A 17,965-nucleotide genomic window follows, 5' to 3' on the forward strand; every position below is an offset into this window, starting at 1 on the left:
GGCATGGTCCGCTCGCTCAATGACATCAGCGTTTCTGGGTCAGCGCGCGGCGCTCGAACTCGACGATGCGCTGGCGGTAATGCTCGATGGTCTGGGCGGTGAGCACGCTGCGCTGGTCATCCTTGAGCTCGCCATTGAGCTCGTGGGCCAGCTTGCGCGCCGCAGCGACCATCACATCGAAGGCCTGTTTCGGATGACGCGGCCCTGGCAACCCGAGGAAGAAGCTCACCGCACGGGTGCTGAAGTGGTCGATGTCATCCAGGTCGAAAATGCCGGGTTTGACCGCGTTGGCCATGGAGAAGAGGACTTCGCCGTGACCGGCCATGCTTTCGTGACGGTGGAAAATGTCCATTTCACCGAAGCGCAAACCGCTTTCAAGAATGTTCTGCAGCAGCGCCGGGCCCTTGAAGCCACCTTCGTCGCGGGAGATCACGCTGATCACCAGCACCTCTTCGACCGGCGGCAGCTCCTTGGCAGCACTGCCCGCATCAGCAAAACCACTGTTGCGGTTGTTGTCGCCAGCAAAATCGTCATCGGCATCGGCGAACAGGTCGGGCTCGCGCTGCTCGGCCACCAGGTCCAGGTCGCCCTGCGGCTGCAGTTCAGCGGCACGTTTGCCACGCTTGCTGGCCTTGGCCGGTTTCTGCTCGCGCTCGCGTTCACGCGCCGGCGCACTGAGCGACGGCAGGTCGCTTTCGTCCAGCTCCGGTTCCTTCTGGGTATCGAGCACCCGCGACGGGCCGAGCACCTCAGCGCTGCCTTCCTCGTCCGGGAGGTTGGAATAACTGCGATCCAGACGGAATTTCAACTTGCCTTTTCCGCCGCGCATACGGCGCCAGCCGTCGAAAAGAATACCGGCGATGACAATGATGCCGATGAGGATCAGCCACTCGCGCAGACCGATTTCCATGTAATCCCGTGCCTCTATAAAAATATGCTTGAAAACAAAGGCTTCAAAGCCCTTTAACACGTGGCGCCAACTCTATGTTCTGACAGGCGTTTTACCCACGCAAAAAACGAGTGACATTAAGCTAGCACGACCAAAGACAACTTTACACCGTCTGTCGCACATGGCGGGGGCATTTACCTGCACAATCCGCCTTCTCTTCGCTCATCAGGCGTCGACCATGGCCAATGCCTCCTCCACATCCACTGCAACAAGACGTGAACACCCAGGCTCATGCATGGTTACCCCCATCAATTGATCCGCCATCTCCATGGCAATCTTGTTATGGGTGATGTAGATGAACTGCACGCTTTCACTCATTTCCTTGACCAACCGGGCATACCGGCCGACGTTGGCATCGTCCAGCGGCGCATCGACCTCGTCGAGCATGCAGAACGGTGCGGGGTTCAACTTGAAGATGGCAAACACCAGCGCCAATGCGGTCAGTGCCTTCTCGCCCCCGGACAGCAAATGGATGGTGCTGTTCTTCTTGCCCGGTGGGCGCGCCATGATCGTCACCCCTGTATCGAGTAGATCTTCGCCCGTCAGTTCCAGATAAGCGCTGCCACCACCGAAAACTTTTGGGAAAAGTGCCTGTAATCCGGCATTTATCTGATCAAAGGTATCCTTGAAGCGGTTGCGGGTTTCCTTGTCGATCTTGCGGATGACGTTTTCAAGCGTCTCCAGCGCCTCGACCAGATCGGCGTCCTGGGCATCAAGGTAGCGCTTGCGCTCGGACTGTTGTTCGTACTCCTCGATCGCGGCCAGGTTGATCGCGCCCAGGCGCTGAATACGGGCGTCGATCTGTTCCAGCTCCTGCTCGGTACCCTGTTCGCTGGCCTCGGCCTCTACGGTGGCAAGCACACCCTGCAAATCGTAGCCGTCAGCCAGCAATTGCTCCTGCAAGGTCTTGCGCCGCACATCCAGCCCCTGGCACTCCAGGCGCATCTGCTCGAGCTGGCCACGCAGCAACTGCGCCTGCTGCTCGGCCTGGGTGCGGCGCTTTTCGGCGTCGCGCAGGGCGCGATCGGCTTCGTCCATGTGCAGACGCGCCTGGCGCATTTCTTCGTCGACGCTCATGCGCCGCTCCAACAGTTCTTCCAGCTTCAGGCGCAGCTCTTCCAGCGGCGCCTCGCCCTCCTCCAGGTTCAGGCTCAGCTGCTCCTGCCGCTCGCTCAGGCGTGCCGCCTGCAGCTCCAGGCGTTCCAGTGCCTGGCGGGTCGAGTCGTGCTGGGCGCGCAGTGATCCCAGGCGCACAGCCAACTGGTGGGCGTGATCCTTGTGCTGGCGAGCTTCCTGGCGGATCCGGTCAAGGCCTTCGCGCAGGGTATCGCGGCGGGCCATCAACTGTTCGCGTTGCTCGGTGTCCTGGGCCATCAGGTCCAGGGCCTCTTGCAGCACAAGGCGGGCTTCGCCCAGCTGCTCATGCTCCAGAGCGCGCTGCTCCTGAAGTTCGCTCAATTCTTCCTGCAGCCGGCGCCGACGCAGCTCCACCTGTTCGGCACGGGCCCGGCCTGCCGAAAGGCTGGCCTTGAGCTCGCCATGCTGGCGGCTCTCTTCTTGGGTGCGACGGCGTAGCTGCTCGCGCTGCTCCTCCAGGCCCAGTTGCTGCTCACGCAAGGCTTGCAGCTGTTGCTCCATCTGCTCCAGCGTAGCTTCCAGCTCCAGCTGCTCCTGGCCGAGGCGCTCGATTTCCTGGCCCCGCGCCAGCACCCCACCCTGGGATTCGCCCCCCCGGCTGACGCGTAAAAAATGCCGACCAACCCAATAACCATCGCGGCTGACCAGGCTCTGGCCTTCGCCAAGCCCGGCGCGTTCAGCGAGGGCTTGAGCCAGGTCTTCAACTGGCCGGACCTGGGCCAGCCAAGGGGCCAGGTCGGTGTGCCCCTCGACTTTGTCGAGCAAGCTGCCGGGCCGGCGTGCACCTTCCTGCCCCGCCACCAACAGACGCAGCTCGCCTTGCTCCAGCTCGGCAAAATCCAGGCCAGTGAAGTCCTCCACCAGCACGGCCTGCAGGTCAGCGCCCAACACGGTTTCCACCGCCAGCTCCCAACCCGGCTCCACACGCAGCCCTTGTGCCAGGCGCGGCCGCTGCTCCAGGCCTTGACCGCGAAGCCAGTCGGCAGCACCAGCCCCAGGTTCGAGCGCGGCCTGTTGCAATGCCTCCAGGGATGCCAGACGGCCCCCCAGGCGCTGCAAGTCGCCTTGCTGTTGCTGCTGAGCCTGGGTCGCCTGCTGCAATTGCGCGCGTACGCCCTCCAGGCGCTCGACCACCTGCTCTTCGGACAGCTGCAGCTCTTCAAGCAATATCTCGCTGGCAGCCAGCTGCTCGGCCAGCTCAAGCATGGCGCTGTCCTGCGGGTCAGCGCCCAACTGGTCGCGCTCCTCGCCCAACTTGCGCTGGCGCTCGGCCATGCGCTCCAGGCTGGCTTCAAGTTGCTGCAGGCGCGACTGCTGCACTTCGACCTGGCGCCGGGGCTCGGCGGAGCGGGTGTTGAAGCTGTCCCACTGCTCCTGCCAGCCATGCATGCCCAACTCGGCCTCTTCGAGGACAGCGGCAGCCTCTTCGGCTGCGGCCAAGGTCATTTCCTGCTCCGGTTCGAGCATCGCCAGCTCTTCACCGAGAGTCGCCAGCAGGGTGCGGTCATGCCCCAGGTGCGACTCGGTTTCCTGGCGCGTGCGCTCAGCTTCCTTCAGGTCGTCCTGCAATTGGCGCAGGCGCTGCTGGCCGTGCTGAATGCTCTGCTCGACCCGGGCAATGTCACCGGCCACCGAATAGAAGCGCCCCTGCACCTGGTTGAAGCGCTCAGACAGTTCGTGATGGCCGTCACGCAGCCGCTCGATGCTCGCATCGGCATTGCGCTGTTCGGCAACCAGCGCCTCATGGGCCACATCTTGATCGCCAATCACCGACTCGCGCTGGCGTACGCGTTCATCCAGGTCACGCCAGCGCAGCGCCGCCAAGCGTGCTTTGAGCTGCCGTTCCTGGGCCTTGTACTCACGGTATTTCTCAGCGGCCTGCGCCTGGCGGTGCAGGCGTTCGAGCTGGCGCTCGAGCTCATCGCGCAGGTCGGTCAGGCGCGCCAGGTTCTCCTGGGTGCGTCGGATACGGCTTTCGGTCTCGCGGCGGCGCTCCTTGTACTTGGAGATGCCCGCCGCCTCTTCGATGAAGTTGCGCAGCTCCTCGGGCTTGGCCTCGATCAGCTTGGAGATCATGCCCTGTTCGATGATCGAGTAGCTGCGCGGGCCCAGGCCAGTGCCGAGGAAGATGTCGGTGATGTCGCGGCGGCGGCATTTGGTGCCGTTCAGGTAATAGGTGTTCTGCCCGTCACGGGTGACCTTGCGGCGGATGGAGATTTCCGCATAGGCGGCATATTCGCCCAGCAGCGTGGTCTCGCTGTTGTCGAAGATCAGCTCGATGCTGGCCTGGCTGACCGGTTTGCGGCTGGTGGAGCCGTTGAAGATGACATCGGTCATCGACTCGCCACGCAGGTTCTTCGCCGAGCTTTCGCCCATCACCCAGCGCACCGCATCGATGATGTTGGACTTGCCGCAGCCATTGGGCCCGACCACGGCCGCCATGTTGCTGGGGAAGTTGACGGTGGTCGGGTCGACGAACGACTTGAACCCGGCCAGGCGAATGCACTTCAGGCGCATCGGTCAGCCTCGGGCCAGCGCCGCCAGCACCAGCTCGCAACTGCGCTGGCAATAGGCGGTGAGTACCTCGCGGATGCGCGGCAGATCACGGGCGACCACGGCGTCGAGCAGGTGGGCGAACAGGTCAAGGTAATCGAGCATGTTGGCCTGGCGCTGGTCGAGGGCCAGATAATAGGCCCGGCTCATGGCCGGCTGCAGGTTTTCGACGGTTTCCTGCAGGTAAGGATTGTCGGCAAACGGATAGGCGGCGCGCATCACGGCAAAACTGTCGGCGACGAAGGCCTTGATGTCACCTTGTTCACGGGCCTGCTGCAGGCGTTGCTGGATGTCCAGGAACGGGCGCAGGTCTGCGTCGGTGCGCCATTTCTGCGCAACGGCGTTACCCAGCAGAATGTAGAACTCGCCCATGAGGGCGCACAAGCTGCGCACGCTGCGTTCGTCGAGCCTGGTCACATGGGCGCCGCGGCGCGGCAGGATCGCAACCAGATGACGACGCTCGAGGATCAACAACGCTTCACGCACCGAGCCGCGGCTGACATTCAACGCCTGGGTGACCTTCTGCTCCTGGATGCGCTCACCCGGCTCGAGCTCGCCGCGGATGATGCGTTCGGCCAGGTAGTCGGCAATCTGCTCGGAGAGGCTGTCCGGCGCCTTGAACGTCATGGTTTTCCTTCAAAATCATTGAACTGGGCACAAGTGGGCGATTGTAGCGCACTTGGCCAGCAGTCGCGCAGAGGGGCGGCAGCCTTTATTTGAGCCGCCAGGCAACGGTCAAGGCGGCCCGATCTATGCTTTGTATATGGGCAGGCTGGGCGGCCAGACTACCGTGCGGAGAATTTCTTGACCCTTAAGTCAGAAAATTATTGACCAGCGTGTCAGCTCTGCTTATTGTCCGCTCAACAACAATAAAACCATTGCGAGGCCATCCCCGTGATCCAGTTTCTCGTCAACCAGGAGCTGCGCAGCGAGCACGCCCTGGACCCGAACATGACGGTGCTGCAGTACCTGCGTGAGCACCTGGGCAAACCCGGCACCAAAGAAGGCTGCGCCAGCGGCGACTGCGGCGCCTGCACCGTGGTGGTCGGCGAGCTGACCCAGGATGATCAAGGCCAGGACAGCCTGCGCTACCGCAGCCTCAACTCCTGCCTGACCTTCGTTTCGTCGCTGCACGGCAAGCAACTGATCAGCGTCGAGGGCCTCAAGCACCAGGGCGAACTGCACAGCGTGCAACAAGCCATGGCCGACTGCCACGGTTCGCAATGCGGCTTCTGTACCCCAGGCTTCGTCATGTCGCTGTTCGCCCTGCAGAAAAACAGCCAGGGCCACGACCTGCATCAGGCCCAGGAGGCGCTGGCGGGCAACCTGTGCCGCTGCACCGGCTACCGCCCGATTCTCGATGCTGCCGAACAGAGCTGCCGCCAACCCTGCCGCGATCAGTTCGACGCGCAACAAGCGCTGACCATCAGCCGCCTGAAAGCCATCACACCAACCCAGACCGGCGAGCTCAACAGCGGCGACAAGCGCTGCCTGGTGCCGCTGACCGTGGCCGACCTCGCCGACCTGTACAGCTCGCACCCCGAAGCGCGCTTGCTGGCAGGCGGCACCGACCTGGCGCTGGAAGTCACCCAATTCCACAAGACCTTGCCGGTCATGATCTATGTCGGCCACGTGGCCGAACTCAAACGCATCGACAAGACCGCCAGCCACCTGGAAATCGGTGCCGCCACGCCGCTCACCGATTGCTATGGCGCGCTCAACGAGGAATACCCCGATTTCGGCGACCTGCTGCACCGCTTCGCTTCGCTGCAGATCCGCAACCAGGGTACCCTGGGCGGCAACATCGGCAACGCCTCGCCGATCGGCGACTCACCGCCCTTGCTGATCGCCCTCGATGCACAGATCGTGCTGCGCCAGGGCGACCGCCAGCGCACGATGCCACTGGAGGACTACTTCATCGACTACCGCATCACTGCCCGCCAGGACAGCGAATTCATCGAGAAGATCATCGTACCGCGTGCCAGCAATGACTGGGCCTTCCGCGCCTATAAAGTCTCCAAGCGTCTGGATGACGATATCTCGGCCGTGTGCGGCGCCTTCAACCTGAGCATCGAAGACGGCGTGGTCAGCGGGGTGCGCATTGCCTTCGGTGGCATGGCCGCTATCCCCAAACGTGCCCGCGCCTGTGAAGCAGCCCTGCGCGGCAAGCCCTGGAACCAGGCGAGCCTGGAGCGCGCCTGCCAGGCCTTGGCCGAGGACTTCACCCCGCTCAGCGACTTCCGCGCCAGCAAGGAATACCGCCTGCTGGCCGCGCAGAACCTGCTGCGCAAGTACTTCATCGAACAGCAAACGCCGCACATCGAAACCCGGGTGACCGACTATGTCTAACCATCACGCCGTCAAGAGCCAGGCCGAGATGGCCGAACTGTTCAGCCAGGACCTGACCACCGGGGTTGGCCGCAGCGTCAAGCACGACAGCGCCGACAAGCACGTGGCAGGTGAAGCGGTGTACATCGACGACCGCCTGGAATTCCCCAACCAGTTGCACGTCTATGCGCGCACCGCCGACCGTGCCCACGCGCGCATCCTGCGTATCGATACCACGCCTTGCTATGCCTTCGAAGGGGTGCGCATCGCCATCACCCACGAGGACATTCCTGGCCTGAAGGACATCGGCCCGGTGGTGGCCGGTGACCCGCTGCTGGCCATCGACAAGGTCGAGTTCTTCGGCCAGCCGGTGCTCGCCGTGGCCGCGCGTGACCTGGACACCGCGCGCCGTGCAGCAATGGCGGCGATCATCGAATACGAAGACCTGGAGCCGGTACTGGACGTGGTCGAGGCATTGCGCAAGAAGCACTTCGTACTCGACAGCCACACCCACCAGCGCGGTGATTCGGCCACCGCCCTGGCCAGCGCCCCGCACCGCCTGCAGGGCACCCTGCATATCGGCGGCCAGGAGCATTTCTACCTGGAGACGCAGATTTCCTCGGTGATGCCCACCGAAGACGGCGGCATGATCGTCTTCTGCTCCACGCAAAACCCTACCGAAGTGCAGAAGCTGGTCGCTGAAGTGCTCGACGTGCCGATGAACAAGGTGGTGCTCGACATGCGCCGCATGGGCGGCGGCTTCGGCGGCAAGGAAACCCAGGCCGCCAGCCCGGCCTGCCTGTGCGCGGTGATCGCACGCCTGACCGGCCAACCGACCAAGATGCGCCTGCCGCGCGTCGAAGACATGATGATGACCGGCAAGCGCCACCCCTTCTATGTCGAGTACGACGTCGGCTTCGATGACGACGGGCGCCTGCAAGGCATCAACATGGACCTGGCCGGCAACTGCGGCTACTCGCCCGACCTTTCCGGCTCGATCGTCGATCGTGCCATGTTCCACTCCGACAACGCCTACTACCTGGGCGATGCCACCGTGCACGGCCACCGCTGCAAGACCAACACCGCCTCCAACACCGCCTACCGCGGCTTCGGCGGCCCACAAGGCATGGTTGCCATCGAGCAGGTGATGGACCACATTGCGCGTCACCTGGGCCGTGACCCGCTGGCAGTGCGCAAGGCCAACTACTACGGCAAGACCGAGCGCAACGTCACCCACTATTACCAGACCGTCGAGCACAACATGCTCGAGGAGATGACGGCCGAGCTGGAAGCCAGCAGCGACTACGCAGAACGCCGCGAATCGATCCGCCGCTTCAACGCCAACAGCCCGGTCCTCAAGAAAGGCCTGGCGCTGACCCCGGTCAAGTTCGGCATCTCGTTCACCGCCACCTTCCTCAACCAGGCCGGCGCGCTGATTCATATCTACACCGATGGCAGCATCCACCTGAACCACGGCGGCACCGAGATGGGCCAGGGCCTGAACACCAAGGTGGCCCAGGTCGTTGCACAGATTTTCCAGGTTGATTTCAGCCGCATCCAGATCACCGCCACCAATACCGACAAGGTGCCCAACACCTCGCCAACGGCGGCATCCAGCGGCGCCGACCTGAACGGCAAAGCGGCGCAGAATGCCGCCGAGATTCTCAAAAAGCGCCTGACCGAGTTCGCCGCGCGGCATTATCAGGTTACCGAGGAGGACGTCGAGTTCCGCAACGGCCATGTGCGCGTGCGCGACCAGATCGTCAGCTTCGAACAACTGGTGCAGCAGGCATACTTCGCCCAGGTGTCGCTGTCGAGTACCGGCTTCTATCGCACGCCGAAGATCTTCTACGACCGCAGCCAGGCACGCGGCCGGCCGTTCTACTACTTCGCCTTCGGCGCCGCCTGCGTGGAAGTGGTCGTCGATACCCTGACCGGCGAGTACAAGATGTTGCGCGCCGACATCCTGCACGACGTCGGCGATTCGCTGAACCCGGCCATCGACATTGGCCAGGTGGAAGGCGGTTTCATCCAGGGCATGGGTTGGCTGACCACCGAAGAGCTGGTGTGGAATGCCAAGGGCAAGCTGATGACCAATGGCCCGGCCAGCTACAAGATCCCGGCCGTGGCCGACATGCCGCTGGACCTGCGGGTGAAACTGGTGGAAAACCGCAAGAACCCGGAAGACACCGTGTTCCACTCCAAGGCGGTTGGCGAGCCACCGTTCATGCTCGGCATCGCCGCCTGGTGCGCGATCAAGGATGCCGTGGCCAGCATTGCCGATTACCGGCTGCAACCGAACATCGACGCACCGGCGACACCGGAGCGGGTGCTGTGGGGGTGCGAGCAGATGCGCAAGCAAGTAACTGCCGCGCAGCCTGCCTTGCAGGAACTGGAAACCTCCACTCACTGACGCCGCAGACCTGTGTAGGAGCGGCCTTGTGTCGCGAAAGGGTCGCGCAGCGGCCCCAAGAATCTTTATTGCTGCACAGATCTTGGGGCCGCTGCGCAGCCCTTTCGCGACACAAGGCCGCTCCTACCACAGCACCGAGTCGCCCATAGAGGATTTTGAATCATGCACCAATGGATCAACGCCCTCGCCGACCACCAGGCCCGCGGCGAACCCTGCGTACTGGTGACCATCATCGAGGAGCGCGGCTCGACCCCGCGCAATGCCGGCTCGAAAATGGTCGTCAGTGCCACAGCCCTGTATGACACCATCGGCGGCGGCCATCTGGAATTCAAGGCGCTGCACATTGCCCGGGCAATGCTCGAAGAACACCGCACCACGCCGCACCTGGAGCGCTTCAGCCTCGGCGCCAGCCTCGGACAGTGCTGTGGCGGCGTCACCGTGCTGCTGTTCGAGCCCATGACCGCTGTGCAGGCGCAAATCGCTGTGTTCGGCGCGGGCCATGTCGGCCGGGCTCTGGTACCCTTGCTCGCCGCCCTGCCCTGCCGGGTGCGCTGGATCGATTCGCGTGAACAGGAATTCCCCGAGCTCATCCCCAACGGGGTGACCAAGGTGGTCAGCGAAGAGCCGGTCGACGAAGTGGCCGAGCTGCCAGCCGGTTGCTACTGCATCGTCATGACCCACAACCACCAGCTCGACCTGGAGCTGACCGCCGCCATTCTCAAGCGCAACGATTTCACCTGGTTCGGCCTGATCGGCTCGAAGACCAAACGGGTCAAGTTCGAACACCGCCTGCGCGAGCGCGGCTTTGACGAGGCCGTGATGGCGCGCATGCGTTGCCCGATGGGTATCGCCGAGGTCAAGGGCAAGCTGCCGATCGAAATCGCCGTGTCCATCGCCGGCGAAATCATTGCCACCTACAACGCCTGCTTTGGCCAGCATGACGCTGGCGTCAATGCGGGCCCCATCGCCCAGTTGCTGCCGCCCTCCCGGCGCAGCCAAGCCAATTGACGAGTGAGTTATGACCGTTACCCGCAAAGCCTACCGTGCCGCCATCCTGCACAGCATCGCCGACCCGGCCGAGGTGGGCCTGGACGCCTCCCATGAGTACTACGAGGACGGCCTGCTGGTGATCGACGAGGGTCGCATCAGTGCATTGGGTCATGCCAGCGAACTGCTGCCGACGCTGGATGCCGACATCGAAGTGGTGCATTACCAGGACGCCCTGATCACCCCGGGCTTCATCGACACCCACATTCACTTCCCGCAGACCGGCATGATCGGTTCCTACGGCGAGCAACTGCTGGACTGGCTCAACACCTATACCTTCCCCTGTGAAAAGCAGTTCGCCGACAAGGATCACGCCGACAAAGTGGCGAAGATCTTCCTCAAGGAACTGCTGCGCAACGGCACCACCACTGCGCTGGTGTTCGGCAGTGTGCACCCGCAGTCGGTCAATGCACTGTTCGAGGAGGCCGAGCGCCTGGACCTGCGCATGATCGCCGGCAAGGTGATGATGGACCGCAACGCCCCCGACTACCTGACCGATACCGCCGAAACCAGCTACACCGACAGCAAGGCGCTGATCGAGCGCTGGCACGGCAAGGGCCGCCTGCACTACGCGGTAACCCCGCGCTTCGCACCCACCAGTACCCCGCAGCAATTGAAGCTGGCCGGGCAGTTGCTCAAGGAGCACCCGGGCGTCTACATGCACACCCACCTGTCCGAGAACCTCAAGGAAATCGACTGGGTCAAGGAACTGTTCCCTGAGCAGAACGGTTATCTGGACGTCTACGACCACTTCGAACTGCTCGGCGAGCGCTCCGTTTTCGCCCACGGCGTGCACCTGTGCGACAACGAATGCCAGCGCCTGTCCGAGACCGGCTCGGCGATCGCCTTCTGCCCGACCTCGAACCTGTTCCTGGGCAGCGGTCTGTTCAACCTGCCCCAGGCCGAACGCTTCAAGGTAAACGTAGGGCTGGGCACCGACGTCGGCGCCGGCACCAGCTTCTCGCTGCTCAATACCCTGAACGAGGCGTACAAGGTGATGCAGCTGCAAGGCGCGCGCCTGCACCCCTACAAGTCGCTGTACCTGGCCACCCTGGGCGGTGCCCGTGCGCTGCGCCTGGATGACCGGATCGGCAGCCTGCGCCCCGGCAACGATGCCGACTTCGTGGTGCTCGACTACAAGGCCACGCCGCTGCTTGACTACCGTATCCAGCAATCAGGCAGCATCGAAGAGACCCTGTTCGTGCTCACCACCTTGGGCGATGATCGCACCGTGCGCGAAACCTACGCCGCCGGGCGCTGCGTGCACCAGCGCTAAGGCGCTTTCGCCAGGCCCCGGTAAAGTGCGCCGCCGATCGCTGCCCCGATCAGCGGCGCCAGCCAGAACAGCCACAGCTGCTGCAAGGCCCAGCCACCGACGAACAGCGCCGGCCCCGTGCTGCGCGCGGGGTTGACCGAGGTATTGGTCACAGGGATCGAGATCAGGTGGATCAGGGTCAGGGCCAGGCCGATGGCGATAGGTGCAAAACCCGCCGGGGCCCGAGCGTCGGTTGCGCCCATGATCACCACCAGGAACATCGCCGTCATCACCACTTCACTGACAAAACCTGCGCCCAGCGAGTAACCGCCTGGCGAGTGGTCGGCATAGCCGTTGGACGCCAGGCCCGCCGACAGCTCGAAGCCGGCCTTGCCACTGGCGATGAAGTAGATCACCGCTGCCGCGCAGATCGCACCGATCACCTGAGCGATGACGTAAGGCAGCAACTCTTTGGCCGGAAAACGCCCGCCCACTACCAGCCCGAAGGAAACGGCAGGGTTCAGATGACAACCGGAGATATGGCCAATGGCGAATGCCATCGTCAGCACGGTAAGACCGAAAGCGAAGGCGACACCGAGAACGCCGATGCCGAGGGGAGAGCTGGCTGCGATTACCGCACTGCCGCAGCCGCCGAGTACCAACCAGAAGGTGCCGATCAGCTCGGCTCCCATGCGCACACCCAAAGACGTCGACATGAACCTTTCCTCATGTAGTTGAACGCAGGAGACTGCGCAAGCCCAACTACTTGATGAAGGTTTGCTCACAAGAATCTAGCAGACGTTTGGTTTATGGCCACTCATTCAGCCAGGCAAACGATCAACCCTTGAGCGAAACCTTGGGTTTTTTCAGCAGATGCGAAAACACCGCATGCAGATCGTCCGAGGCACTCTCCTCGTCCAGGTTGAGCTTGCTGTCGATATGGTCCATGTGATGCATCATCAGGCTGACCGCCTGCTCGGCATCACGCGCCTCGATGGCATCGATCAGTTGCATGTGCTCGTCGTAAGAGCAGTGCGAGCGGTTGCCGCTTTCGTACTGGGCAATGATCAGCGACGTCTGCGACACCAGGCTGCGCTGGAAGCTGACCAGCGGGGCATTGCCGGCCGCCTCGGCCAGCTTCAGGTGAAACTCGCCGGACAGCCGGATGCCGGCACCACGGTCGCCCCGCGAGAAGCTGTCACGCTCTTCACGCACCATGTGCCGCAGTTCGTTGAGCTGCTCGAGGGTGGCATGCTGTACGGCCAGTTCGGTGATGGCGCGTTCGACCATGCGCCGGGAGAAGAACACCTGGCGCGCCTCTTCGACCGTCGGGCTGGCCACCACGGCACCGCGGTTGGGCCGCAGCAGCACAACGCTTTCGTGGGCCAGGCGCGACAAGGCACGACGGATGATGGTACGGCTGACGCCGAATATCTCGCCCAGCGCTTCCTCGCTCAACTTGGTGCCCGGTGCGAGTCGCTGCTCGAGGATCGCCTCGAAGATATGCGCATAGACGATATCGTCCTGGGTACCGCTGCGGCCAGCCTTGCCGGTACGTGCAGGTTTCTTCAGAGGTTGCAGCTGTTCGTTCATGGGCTCTCGAGGCACGAAGGAAAGTATGGCGGCATTGTACACAGGCTGAGCCGTTTCTGCAGGTGGGCTTTTAGCTATATAGCCGATGCGCGGCATATTGTGCGCACAAAAGATAAAACATTATTTGCTTTCTTTGTACACAAAAGCATAATCCATCGAGCAACTTCTTGACCCGTAAGTCAACAAAGCGGCGTCAGACGTCTGCCATCCCTCGCGGAGCCACCAAGTGCATTGCGCAGGTCACTGGCTCCAAGAACAACAAGAAAGACTTGAGGAGTACCGCTGTGGAAAGCCGCAAATCCGACGCACCTACGCTGGATCTCGCTCCGCCGCTCGAAACGAGCTGGCTGGAGCGGATTTTCAAACTCAAGCAACACGGCAGTACCGTCAAAACCGAAATGATCGCCGGGGTGACCACCTTCATCACCATGGCGTACATCATCTTCGTCAATCCCAACATCATGGCTGACGCCGGCATCGATCACGGCGCAGCATTCGTCGCCACCTGCATTGCCGCAGCACTGGGCTGCCTGCTGATGGGCCTGTACGCCAACTGGCCGGTGGGCCTGGCGCCGGGCATGGGCCTCAACGCGTTTTTCACCTACACCGTGGTCGGGACCATGGGCTACAACTGGGAGACAGCGCTGGGCGCGGTATTCGTATCGGGTGTGCTGTTCATGTTCCTGACCCTGTCCAAGGTCCGCGAGTGGCTGCTCAACAGCATCCCGGTAAGCCTGCGACATGCCATGGGGGCCGGCGTCGGATTGTTTCTCGGGCTGATCGGCCTCAAGACCGCAGGCATCATCGTCGACAGCCCGGCCACGCTGATCAAGCTGGGCTCAATGCATGAACCAGGCCCGCTGCTGGCGGCCCTGTGTTTCCTGTCGATTGCCATCCTCAGCTACAAACGCGTGTTCGGCGCCATCCTGATCAGCATCATCGGCGTCACTCTGGCAGGCTGGGGCCTGGGCCTGGTGAAATTTGGCGGCGTGATGTCGATGCCGCCGAGCCTGGCCCCCACCTGGATGGCCATGGACGTGGCCGGCGTGTTCAACGTGAGCATGATCAGCGTGGTGCTGGCGTTCCTCTTCGTGCACATGTTCGACACCGCCGGCACCTTGATGGGCGTCGCCCAGCGGGCCAACCTGGTGGCACCGGACGGCCGCATCGAAGGCCTGTCGAAGGCATTGAAGGCGGACAGCGCATCCAGCGTGTTCGGTGCCGTGGTCGGGGTGCCGCCGGTAACCAGCTATGTAGAAAGTGCCGCGGGTGTTGCCGCAGGTGGCCGCACTGGCCTGACCGCGGTGGTGGTTGGCCTGCTGTTCGTGGCGGCGATGTTCTTTGCACCGCTGGCCGGGATGATTCCAGCCTACGCGACTGCAGGTGCACTGATTTACGTGGCCATGCTGATGATGGGCAGCATGGCGCACATCCATTGGGATGAAGCCACCGACAGCATCCCGGCGATCGTCACGGTGATCATGATGCCGCTGACCTTCTCGGTGGCAGACGGTATTGCCATGGGCTTCATCACCTATGTGGCGCTGAAGGCCGGTACCGGCAGGTACAAAGAGATTTCGGCCAGCCTGTGGGTGCTGTGCGCGATCTTCATTGCCAAGTTCGTGTTCCTCTGAGCTGACAATTGCACCAGAACAGGGCGCTTCGGCGCCCTTTTTGTGCTGTTAGCACCGCCCTCATCGCCGGCAAGCCGGCTTCTACTGGAGTGGCGTCAGCTTTAGAAGTTGAATAGGTCAGTGCCCGGGAGAGTGGCGAAATCGCTTGGATGCCATTCGATAAGGCCGGCGCCGTACCTTTTGTGGGAGCCTGCTTGCCGGCGATGAAGCCAGTGGAGAGAACACAAAACAGCAGACGAAAAAAAGCCCGCCAGTGTGAGAGCGGGCCAAGGACCTACGAAGATTCTTCTAGCGACCAACTAGCTCCCGCGATAGGTCGAATAGCTATACGGCGAGATCAGCAGCGGCACATGGTAGTGCTCCTGCTTCTCGTCGATGCCAAAGCGCAGCACAACAACATCCAGAAACGCCGGCTCCGGCAGTTGTACGCCGCGAGCACGGTAGTAGGCGCCAGCACTGAACTGCAGCTGGTAAACGCCAGTACGGTAATCGTCACCCTGCAACAGCGGCGCATCGACGCGGCCATCGCTGTTGGTCAGGGCAGTGTTCACCAGCTCAAGCTGCTGGCCTTCGACACGGTACAGCTCGACCTTGATCGCGCTGCCCGGGCAGCCGTGAGCTGCATCCAGTACGTGTGTAGTCAAACGTCCCATTGCTTGTCGCCTCTTGTTCAATCTGTGGGCAAAAAATACACAGCCATTCGCACGGCAAGGAACCTGCGATGGGCGGGAATGCCGTTATTAAGACATTTCGTCGGCAGATTGTACACAATTTTTTGAGCCCTTCCGTCGAGGCCCGCTCGAACGGGTCAATAGTCGCAAATACAGGCGCTGTGCCGACGCCAATCTCATTAACTGACCAATCAGGCAGGTTTCTTGCAACAGATTCTCAGCCGACAAAAGGGAAGAAATGCGGAAAAACAGGCTTACAAATGATTTCAGAAGTTGTATACAATCAGCCCATCCGGTGGTGCGACATCCCGACGCGGCCCGCCCACCCCCCGCACTAACGCACAAGAAGGAAGACTGCAGTGAGCGCTGACTATCCTCGCGACCTGATCGGTTACGGCAACAACCCACCTCACCCGCAATGGCCGGGCAATGCCCGCATCGCGCTGTCTTTCGTCCTGAATTACGAAGAAGGTGGCGAGCGCAACATCCTGCACGGCGACAAAGAATCCGAAGCCTTCCTGTCCGAGATGGTCGCTGCCCAGCCGTTGCAGGGCCAGCGCAACATGAGCATGGAGTCGCTGTACGAATATGGCAGCCGGGCCGGCGTATGGCGCCTGCTCAAGCTGTTCAAGGACAGCGGCGTGCCGCTGACCGTGTTCGCCGTGGCCATGGCTGCCCAGCGCCATCCGGACGTGATCCGCGCCATGGTCGAAGCCGGCCACGAGATCTGCAGCCACGGCTACCGTTGGATCGACTACCAGAACATGGATGAGGCCCAGGAGCGCGAGTACATGCTCGAGGCCATCCGCATCCTCACCGAACTGACCGGCGAACGCCCGGTAGGCTGGTACACCGGCCGCACCGGCCCCAATACCCGCCGCCTGGTCATGGAGGAAGGTGGCTTCCTCTACGACAGCGATACCTACGATGACGACCTGCCCTACTGGGAACCGAACAACCCGACCGGCAAGCCGCACCTGGTGATCCCCTACACCTTGGACACCAATGACATGCGCTTCACCCAGGTACAGGGCTTCAACTGCGGCGAGCAGTTCTTCCAGTACCTCAAGGACGCCTTCGATGTGCTGTACGCCGAAGGTGCCGAAGCGCCGAAGATGCTTTCCATCGGCCTGCACTGCCGGCTGGTCGGCCGCCCGGCGCGCCTGGCCGCGCTCAAGCGTTTCGTCGACTACGCCAAGAGCCATGACCAGGTCTGGTTCGCCCGTCGCGCGGACATCGCCCGCCACTGGCACGCCACCCACCCGTACAAGAAAGAGAACGCCTGATGACCGCCTTCAAGACCCTCAAGCCATCGACCTTGGACCGTGACACCTTCGTCAAGGTCTTCGCCGACATCTACGAGCATTCGCCGTGGGTCGCCGAAAAAGCCTACGACCTGGGCCAGCTGGACGAGCTGAACGAGATCGAAGCGCTGCACCAGCGCATGAGCGACATCCTGCTCAGTGCCAACCACGCCGACCAGTTGGCGCTGATCAACGCTCACCCGGACCTGGCCGGTAAGGCCGCCATCCAGGGCGAGCTGACCGAATCGAGCACCAACGAACAGGCCGGCGCCGGTATCCACCAGTGCACCGCCGAAGAGTTCGCCCGGTTCACCGAACTGAACGATGCCTACAAGGCCAAGTTCCAGTTCCCGTTCATCATGGCAGTCAAGGGCAGCAACCGGCACCAGATCCTCGCCGCTTTTGAAAAACGCATCCACAACGACACCGATGCCGAATTCAAGGAAGCCCTGGCGCAGATCAACCTGATCGCCCTGTTCCGTCTGCTGCAGCTGTAACCGGCGCGGCAACGTTAGAGCCTTATCCAGAACAACGAACATAGAAGAGATAACCGCATGCGCACCCTGATGATCGAGCCCCTGACCAAAGAAGCCTTCGCCCCCTTCGGTGACGTGATCGAAACCGATGGCAGTGACCACTTCATGATCAACAACGGCTCGACCATGCGCTTCCACAAGCTCGCCACGGTCGAGACCGCCGAGCCTGAAGACAAAGCGATCATCAGCATCTTCCGCGCCGACGCGCTGGACATGCCGCTGACCGTGCGCATGCTGGAACGCCATCCGCTGGGCAGCCAGGCTTTCATCCCGCTGCTCGGCAACCCCTTTCTGATCGTGGTCGCGCCCGTTGGCGATGCACCTGTATCAGGCTTGGTCCGTGCCTTCCGCAGTAATGGCAGGCAGGGCGTCAATTACCATCGCGGCGTTTGGCACCACCCGGTGCTTACGATCGAAAAGCGGGATGATTTCCTGGTGGTTGATCGCAGTGGTTCCGGAAACAACTGCGATGAGCATTACTTCACCGAGGAACAGATGCTGATCCTCAATCCCCACCAATAAGAAAAGGTCGATCATCGTTCGGT

14 protein-coding genes are annotated in these 17,965 nt (G+C 62.3%); 8 read left to right on the top strand and 6 right to left on the bottom strand.

All coding sequences use genetic code 11. The features are described from left to right. Nucleotides 1-25: 25 nt before the first annotated feature. From zipA to ACEWE8_RS15855, 3 genes are all read right to left on the bottom strand, one after another. Nucleotides 26-910, bottom strand: a complete 885-nt coding sequence (gene zipA, locus ACEWE8_RS15845) for a cell division protein ZipA (protein WP_039601674.1) — start codon at nt 908-910, stop codon at nt 26-28. Nucleotides 911-1,114: 204 nt separating this feature from the next. After that, entirely contained in the window at nt 1,115-4,603 is a 3,489-nt protein-coding gene (smc, locus tag ACEWE8_RS15850; RefSeq protein ID WP_367903709.1) for a chromosome segregation protein SMC, read from the bottom strand. Between the two features lie 3 nt (nt 4,604-4,606). Next, the gene (locus ACEWE8_RS15855; RefSeq protein WP_012315435.1) at nt 4,607-5,266 is read right to left on the bottom strand and encodes a GntR family transcriptional regulator; all 660 of its coding nucleotides are present in this window, start codon (nt 5,264-5,266) and stop codon (nt 4,607-4,609) included. Nucleotides 5,267-5,533: 267 nt separating this feature from the next. Between ACEWE8_RS15855 and xdhA the strand changes: the two genes are divergently transcribed. From xdhA to guaD, 4 genes are all read left to right on the top strand, one after another. Continuing rightward, nucleotides 5,534-6,988, top strand: coding sequence for a xanthine dehydrogenase small subunit (gene xdhA, locus ACEWE8_RS15860; RefSeq protein WP_046785304.1), 1,455 nt, complete (start codon nt 5,534-5,536; stop codon nt 6,986-6,988). Further along, complete coding sequence (gene xdhB / locus ACEWE8_RS15865) at nt 6,981-9,380, top strand: xanthine dehydrogenase molybdopterin binding subunit (RefSeq protein ID WP_046785305.1); 2,400 nt, start codon at nt 6,981-6,983, stop codon at nt 9,378-9,380. The genes xdhA and xdhB overlap by 8 nt, the downstream gene beginning before the upstream one ends. A 162-nt stretch (nt 9,381-9,542) precedes the next feature. Then, nucleotides 9,543-10,388: a xanthine dehydrogenase accessory protein XdhC gene (xdhC, locus tag ACEWE8_RS15870; RefSeq protein WP_046785306.1), complete on the top strand. Its 846-nt coding sequence runs from the start codon at nt 9,543-9,545 to the stop codon at nt 10,386-10,388. 10 nt (nt 10,389-10,398) lie between these two features. Then, complete coding sequence (gene guaD, locus ACEWE8_RS15875; RefSeq protein WP_046785307.1) at nt 10,399-11,703, top strand: guanine deaminase; 1,305 nt, start codon at nt 10,399-10,401, stop codon at nt 11,701-11,703. On the opposite strand, the gene aqpZ is transcribed toward guaD, so the two are convergent. Then, entirely contained in the window at nt 11,700-12,398 is a 699-nt protein-coding gene (aqpZ, locus tag ACEWE8_RS15880; RefSeq protein WP_046785308.1) for an aquaporin Z, read from the bottom strand. The two genes, guaD and aqpZ, sit on opposite strands and share 4 nt — an antisense overlap. A gap of 121 nt (nt 12,399-12,519) precedes the next feature. Then, on the bottom strand, nt 12,520-13,275 hold the full coding sequence (locus ACEWE8_RS15885) for a GntR family transcriptional regulator (protein WP_046785309.1): 756 nt from the start codon (nt 13,273-13,275) through the stop codon (nt 12,520-12,522). 284 nt (nt 13,276-13,559) lie between these two features. Here ACEWE8_RS15885 and ACEWE8_RS15890 point away from each other — a divergent pair, with 284 nt between their 5' ends. Next, nucleotides 13,560-14,909, top strand: a complete 1,350-nt coding sequence (locus ACEWE8_RS15890; protein ID WP_012315442.1) for an NCS2 family permease — start codon at nt 13,560-13,562, stop codon at nt 14,907-14,909. A 299-nt stretch (nt 14,910-15,208) separates the two neighbouring features. Here the strand turns inward: ACEWE8_RS15890 and uraH are convergent, their stop codons facing one another. Beyond that, nucleotides 15,209-15,562, bottom strand: coding sequence for a hydroxyisourate hydrolase (gene uraH / locus ACEWE8_RS15895; RefSeq protein ID WP_012315443.1), 354 nt, complete (start codon nt 15,560-15,562; stop codon nt 15,209-15,211). 377 nt (nt 15,563-15,939) lie between these two features. On the opposite strand from uraH, the gene puuE reads away from it, so the two are divergent. The 3 genes from puuE to ACEWE8_RS15910 are packed head-to-tail and all read left to right on the top strand — an operon-like array spanning nt 15,940 to nt 17,942. Beyond that, nucleotides 15,940-16,866 (top strand): allantoinase PuuE, encoded by a 927-nt coding sequence (gene puuE / locus ACEWE8_RS15900; RefSeq protein WP_046785310.1) that lies wholly within the window; start codon nt 15,940-15,942, stop codon nt 16,864-16,866. Next, nucleotides 16,866-17,381 (top strand): 2-oxo-4-hydroxy-4-carboxy-5-ureidoimidazoline decarboxylase, encoded by a 516-nt coding sequence (uraD, locus tag ACEWE8_RS15905; protein WP_012315445.1) that lies wholly within the window; start codon nt 16,866-16,868, stop codon nt 17,379-17,381. The genes puuE and uraD overlap by 1 nt, the downstream gene beginning before the upstream one ends. Before the next feature lie 57 nt (nt 17,382-17,438). Next, nucleotides 17,439-17,942, top strand: coding sequence for an ureidoglycolate lyase (locus ACEWE8_RS15910; RefSeq protein WP_012315446.1), 504 nt, complete (start codon nt 17,439-17,441; stop codon nt 17,940-17,942). The last annotated feature ends 23 nt before the right edge of the window (nt 17,943-17,965 follow it).

The sequence above is a fragment of the Pseudomonas sp. TR47 genome (genome assembly GCF_044143025.1).
Taxonomy (GTDB): domain Bacteria; phylum Pseudomonadota; class Gammaproteobacteria; order Pseudomonadales; family Pseudomonadaceae; genus Aquipseudomonas; species Aquipseudomonas putida_E.

Coding starts and splice junctions, on each gene's coding strand:
- zipA (WP_039601674.1), bottom strand. CDS start 910: ATGGAAATCGGTCTGCGCGAGTGGCTGATCCTCATCGGCATCATTGTC.
- smc (WP_367903709.1), bottom strand. CDS start 4,603: ATGCGCCTGAAGTGCATTCGCCTGGCCGGGTTCAAGTCGTTCGTCGAC.
- ACEWE8_RS15855 (WP_012315435.1), bottom strand. CDS start 5,266: ATGACGTTCAAGGCGCCGGACAGCCTCTCCGAGCAGATTGCCGACTAC.
- xdhB (WP_046785305.1), top strand. CDS start 6,981: ATGTCTAACCATCACGCCGTCAAGAGCCAGGCCGAGATGGCCGAACTG.
- xdhC (WP_046785306.1), top strand. CDS start 9,543: ATGCACCAATGGATCAACGCCCTCGCCGACCACCAGGCCCGCGGCGAA.
- guaD (WP_046785307.1), top strand. CDS start 10,399: ATGACCGTTACCCGCAAAGCCTACCGTGCCGCCATCCTGCACAGCATC.
- aqpZ (WP_046785308.1), bottom strand. CDS start 12,398: ATGTCGACGTCTTTGGGTGTGCGCATGGGAGCCGAGCTGATCGGCACC.
- ACEWE8_RS15885 (WP_046785309.1), bottom strand. CDS start 13,275: ATGAACGAACAGCTGCAACCTCTGAAGAAACCTGCACGTACCGGCAAG.
- uraH (WP_012315443.1), bottom strand. CDS start 15,562: ATGGGACGTTTGACTACACACGTACTGGATGCAGCTCACGGCTGCCCG.
- uraD (WP_012315445.1), top strand. CDS start 16,866: ATGACCGCCTTCAAGACCCTCAAGCCATCGACCTTGGACCGTGACACC.
- ACEWE8_RS15910 (WP_012315446.1), top strand. CDS start 17,439: ATGCGCACCCTGATGATCGAGCCCCTGACCAAAGAAGCCTTCGCCCCC.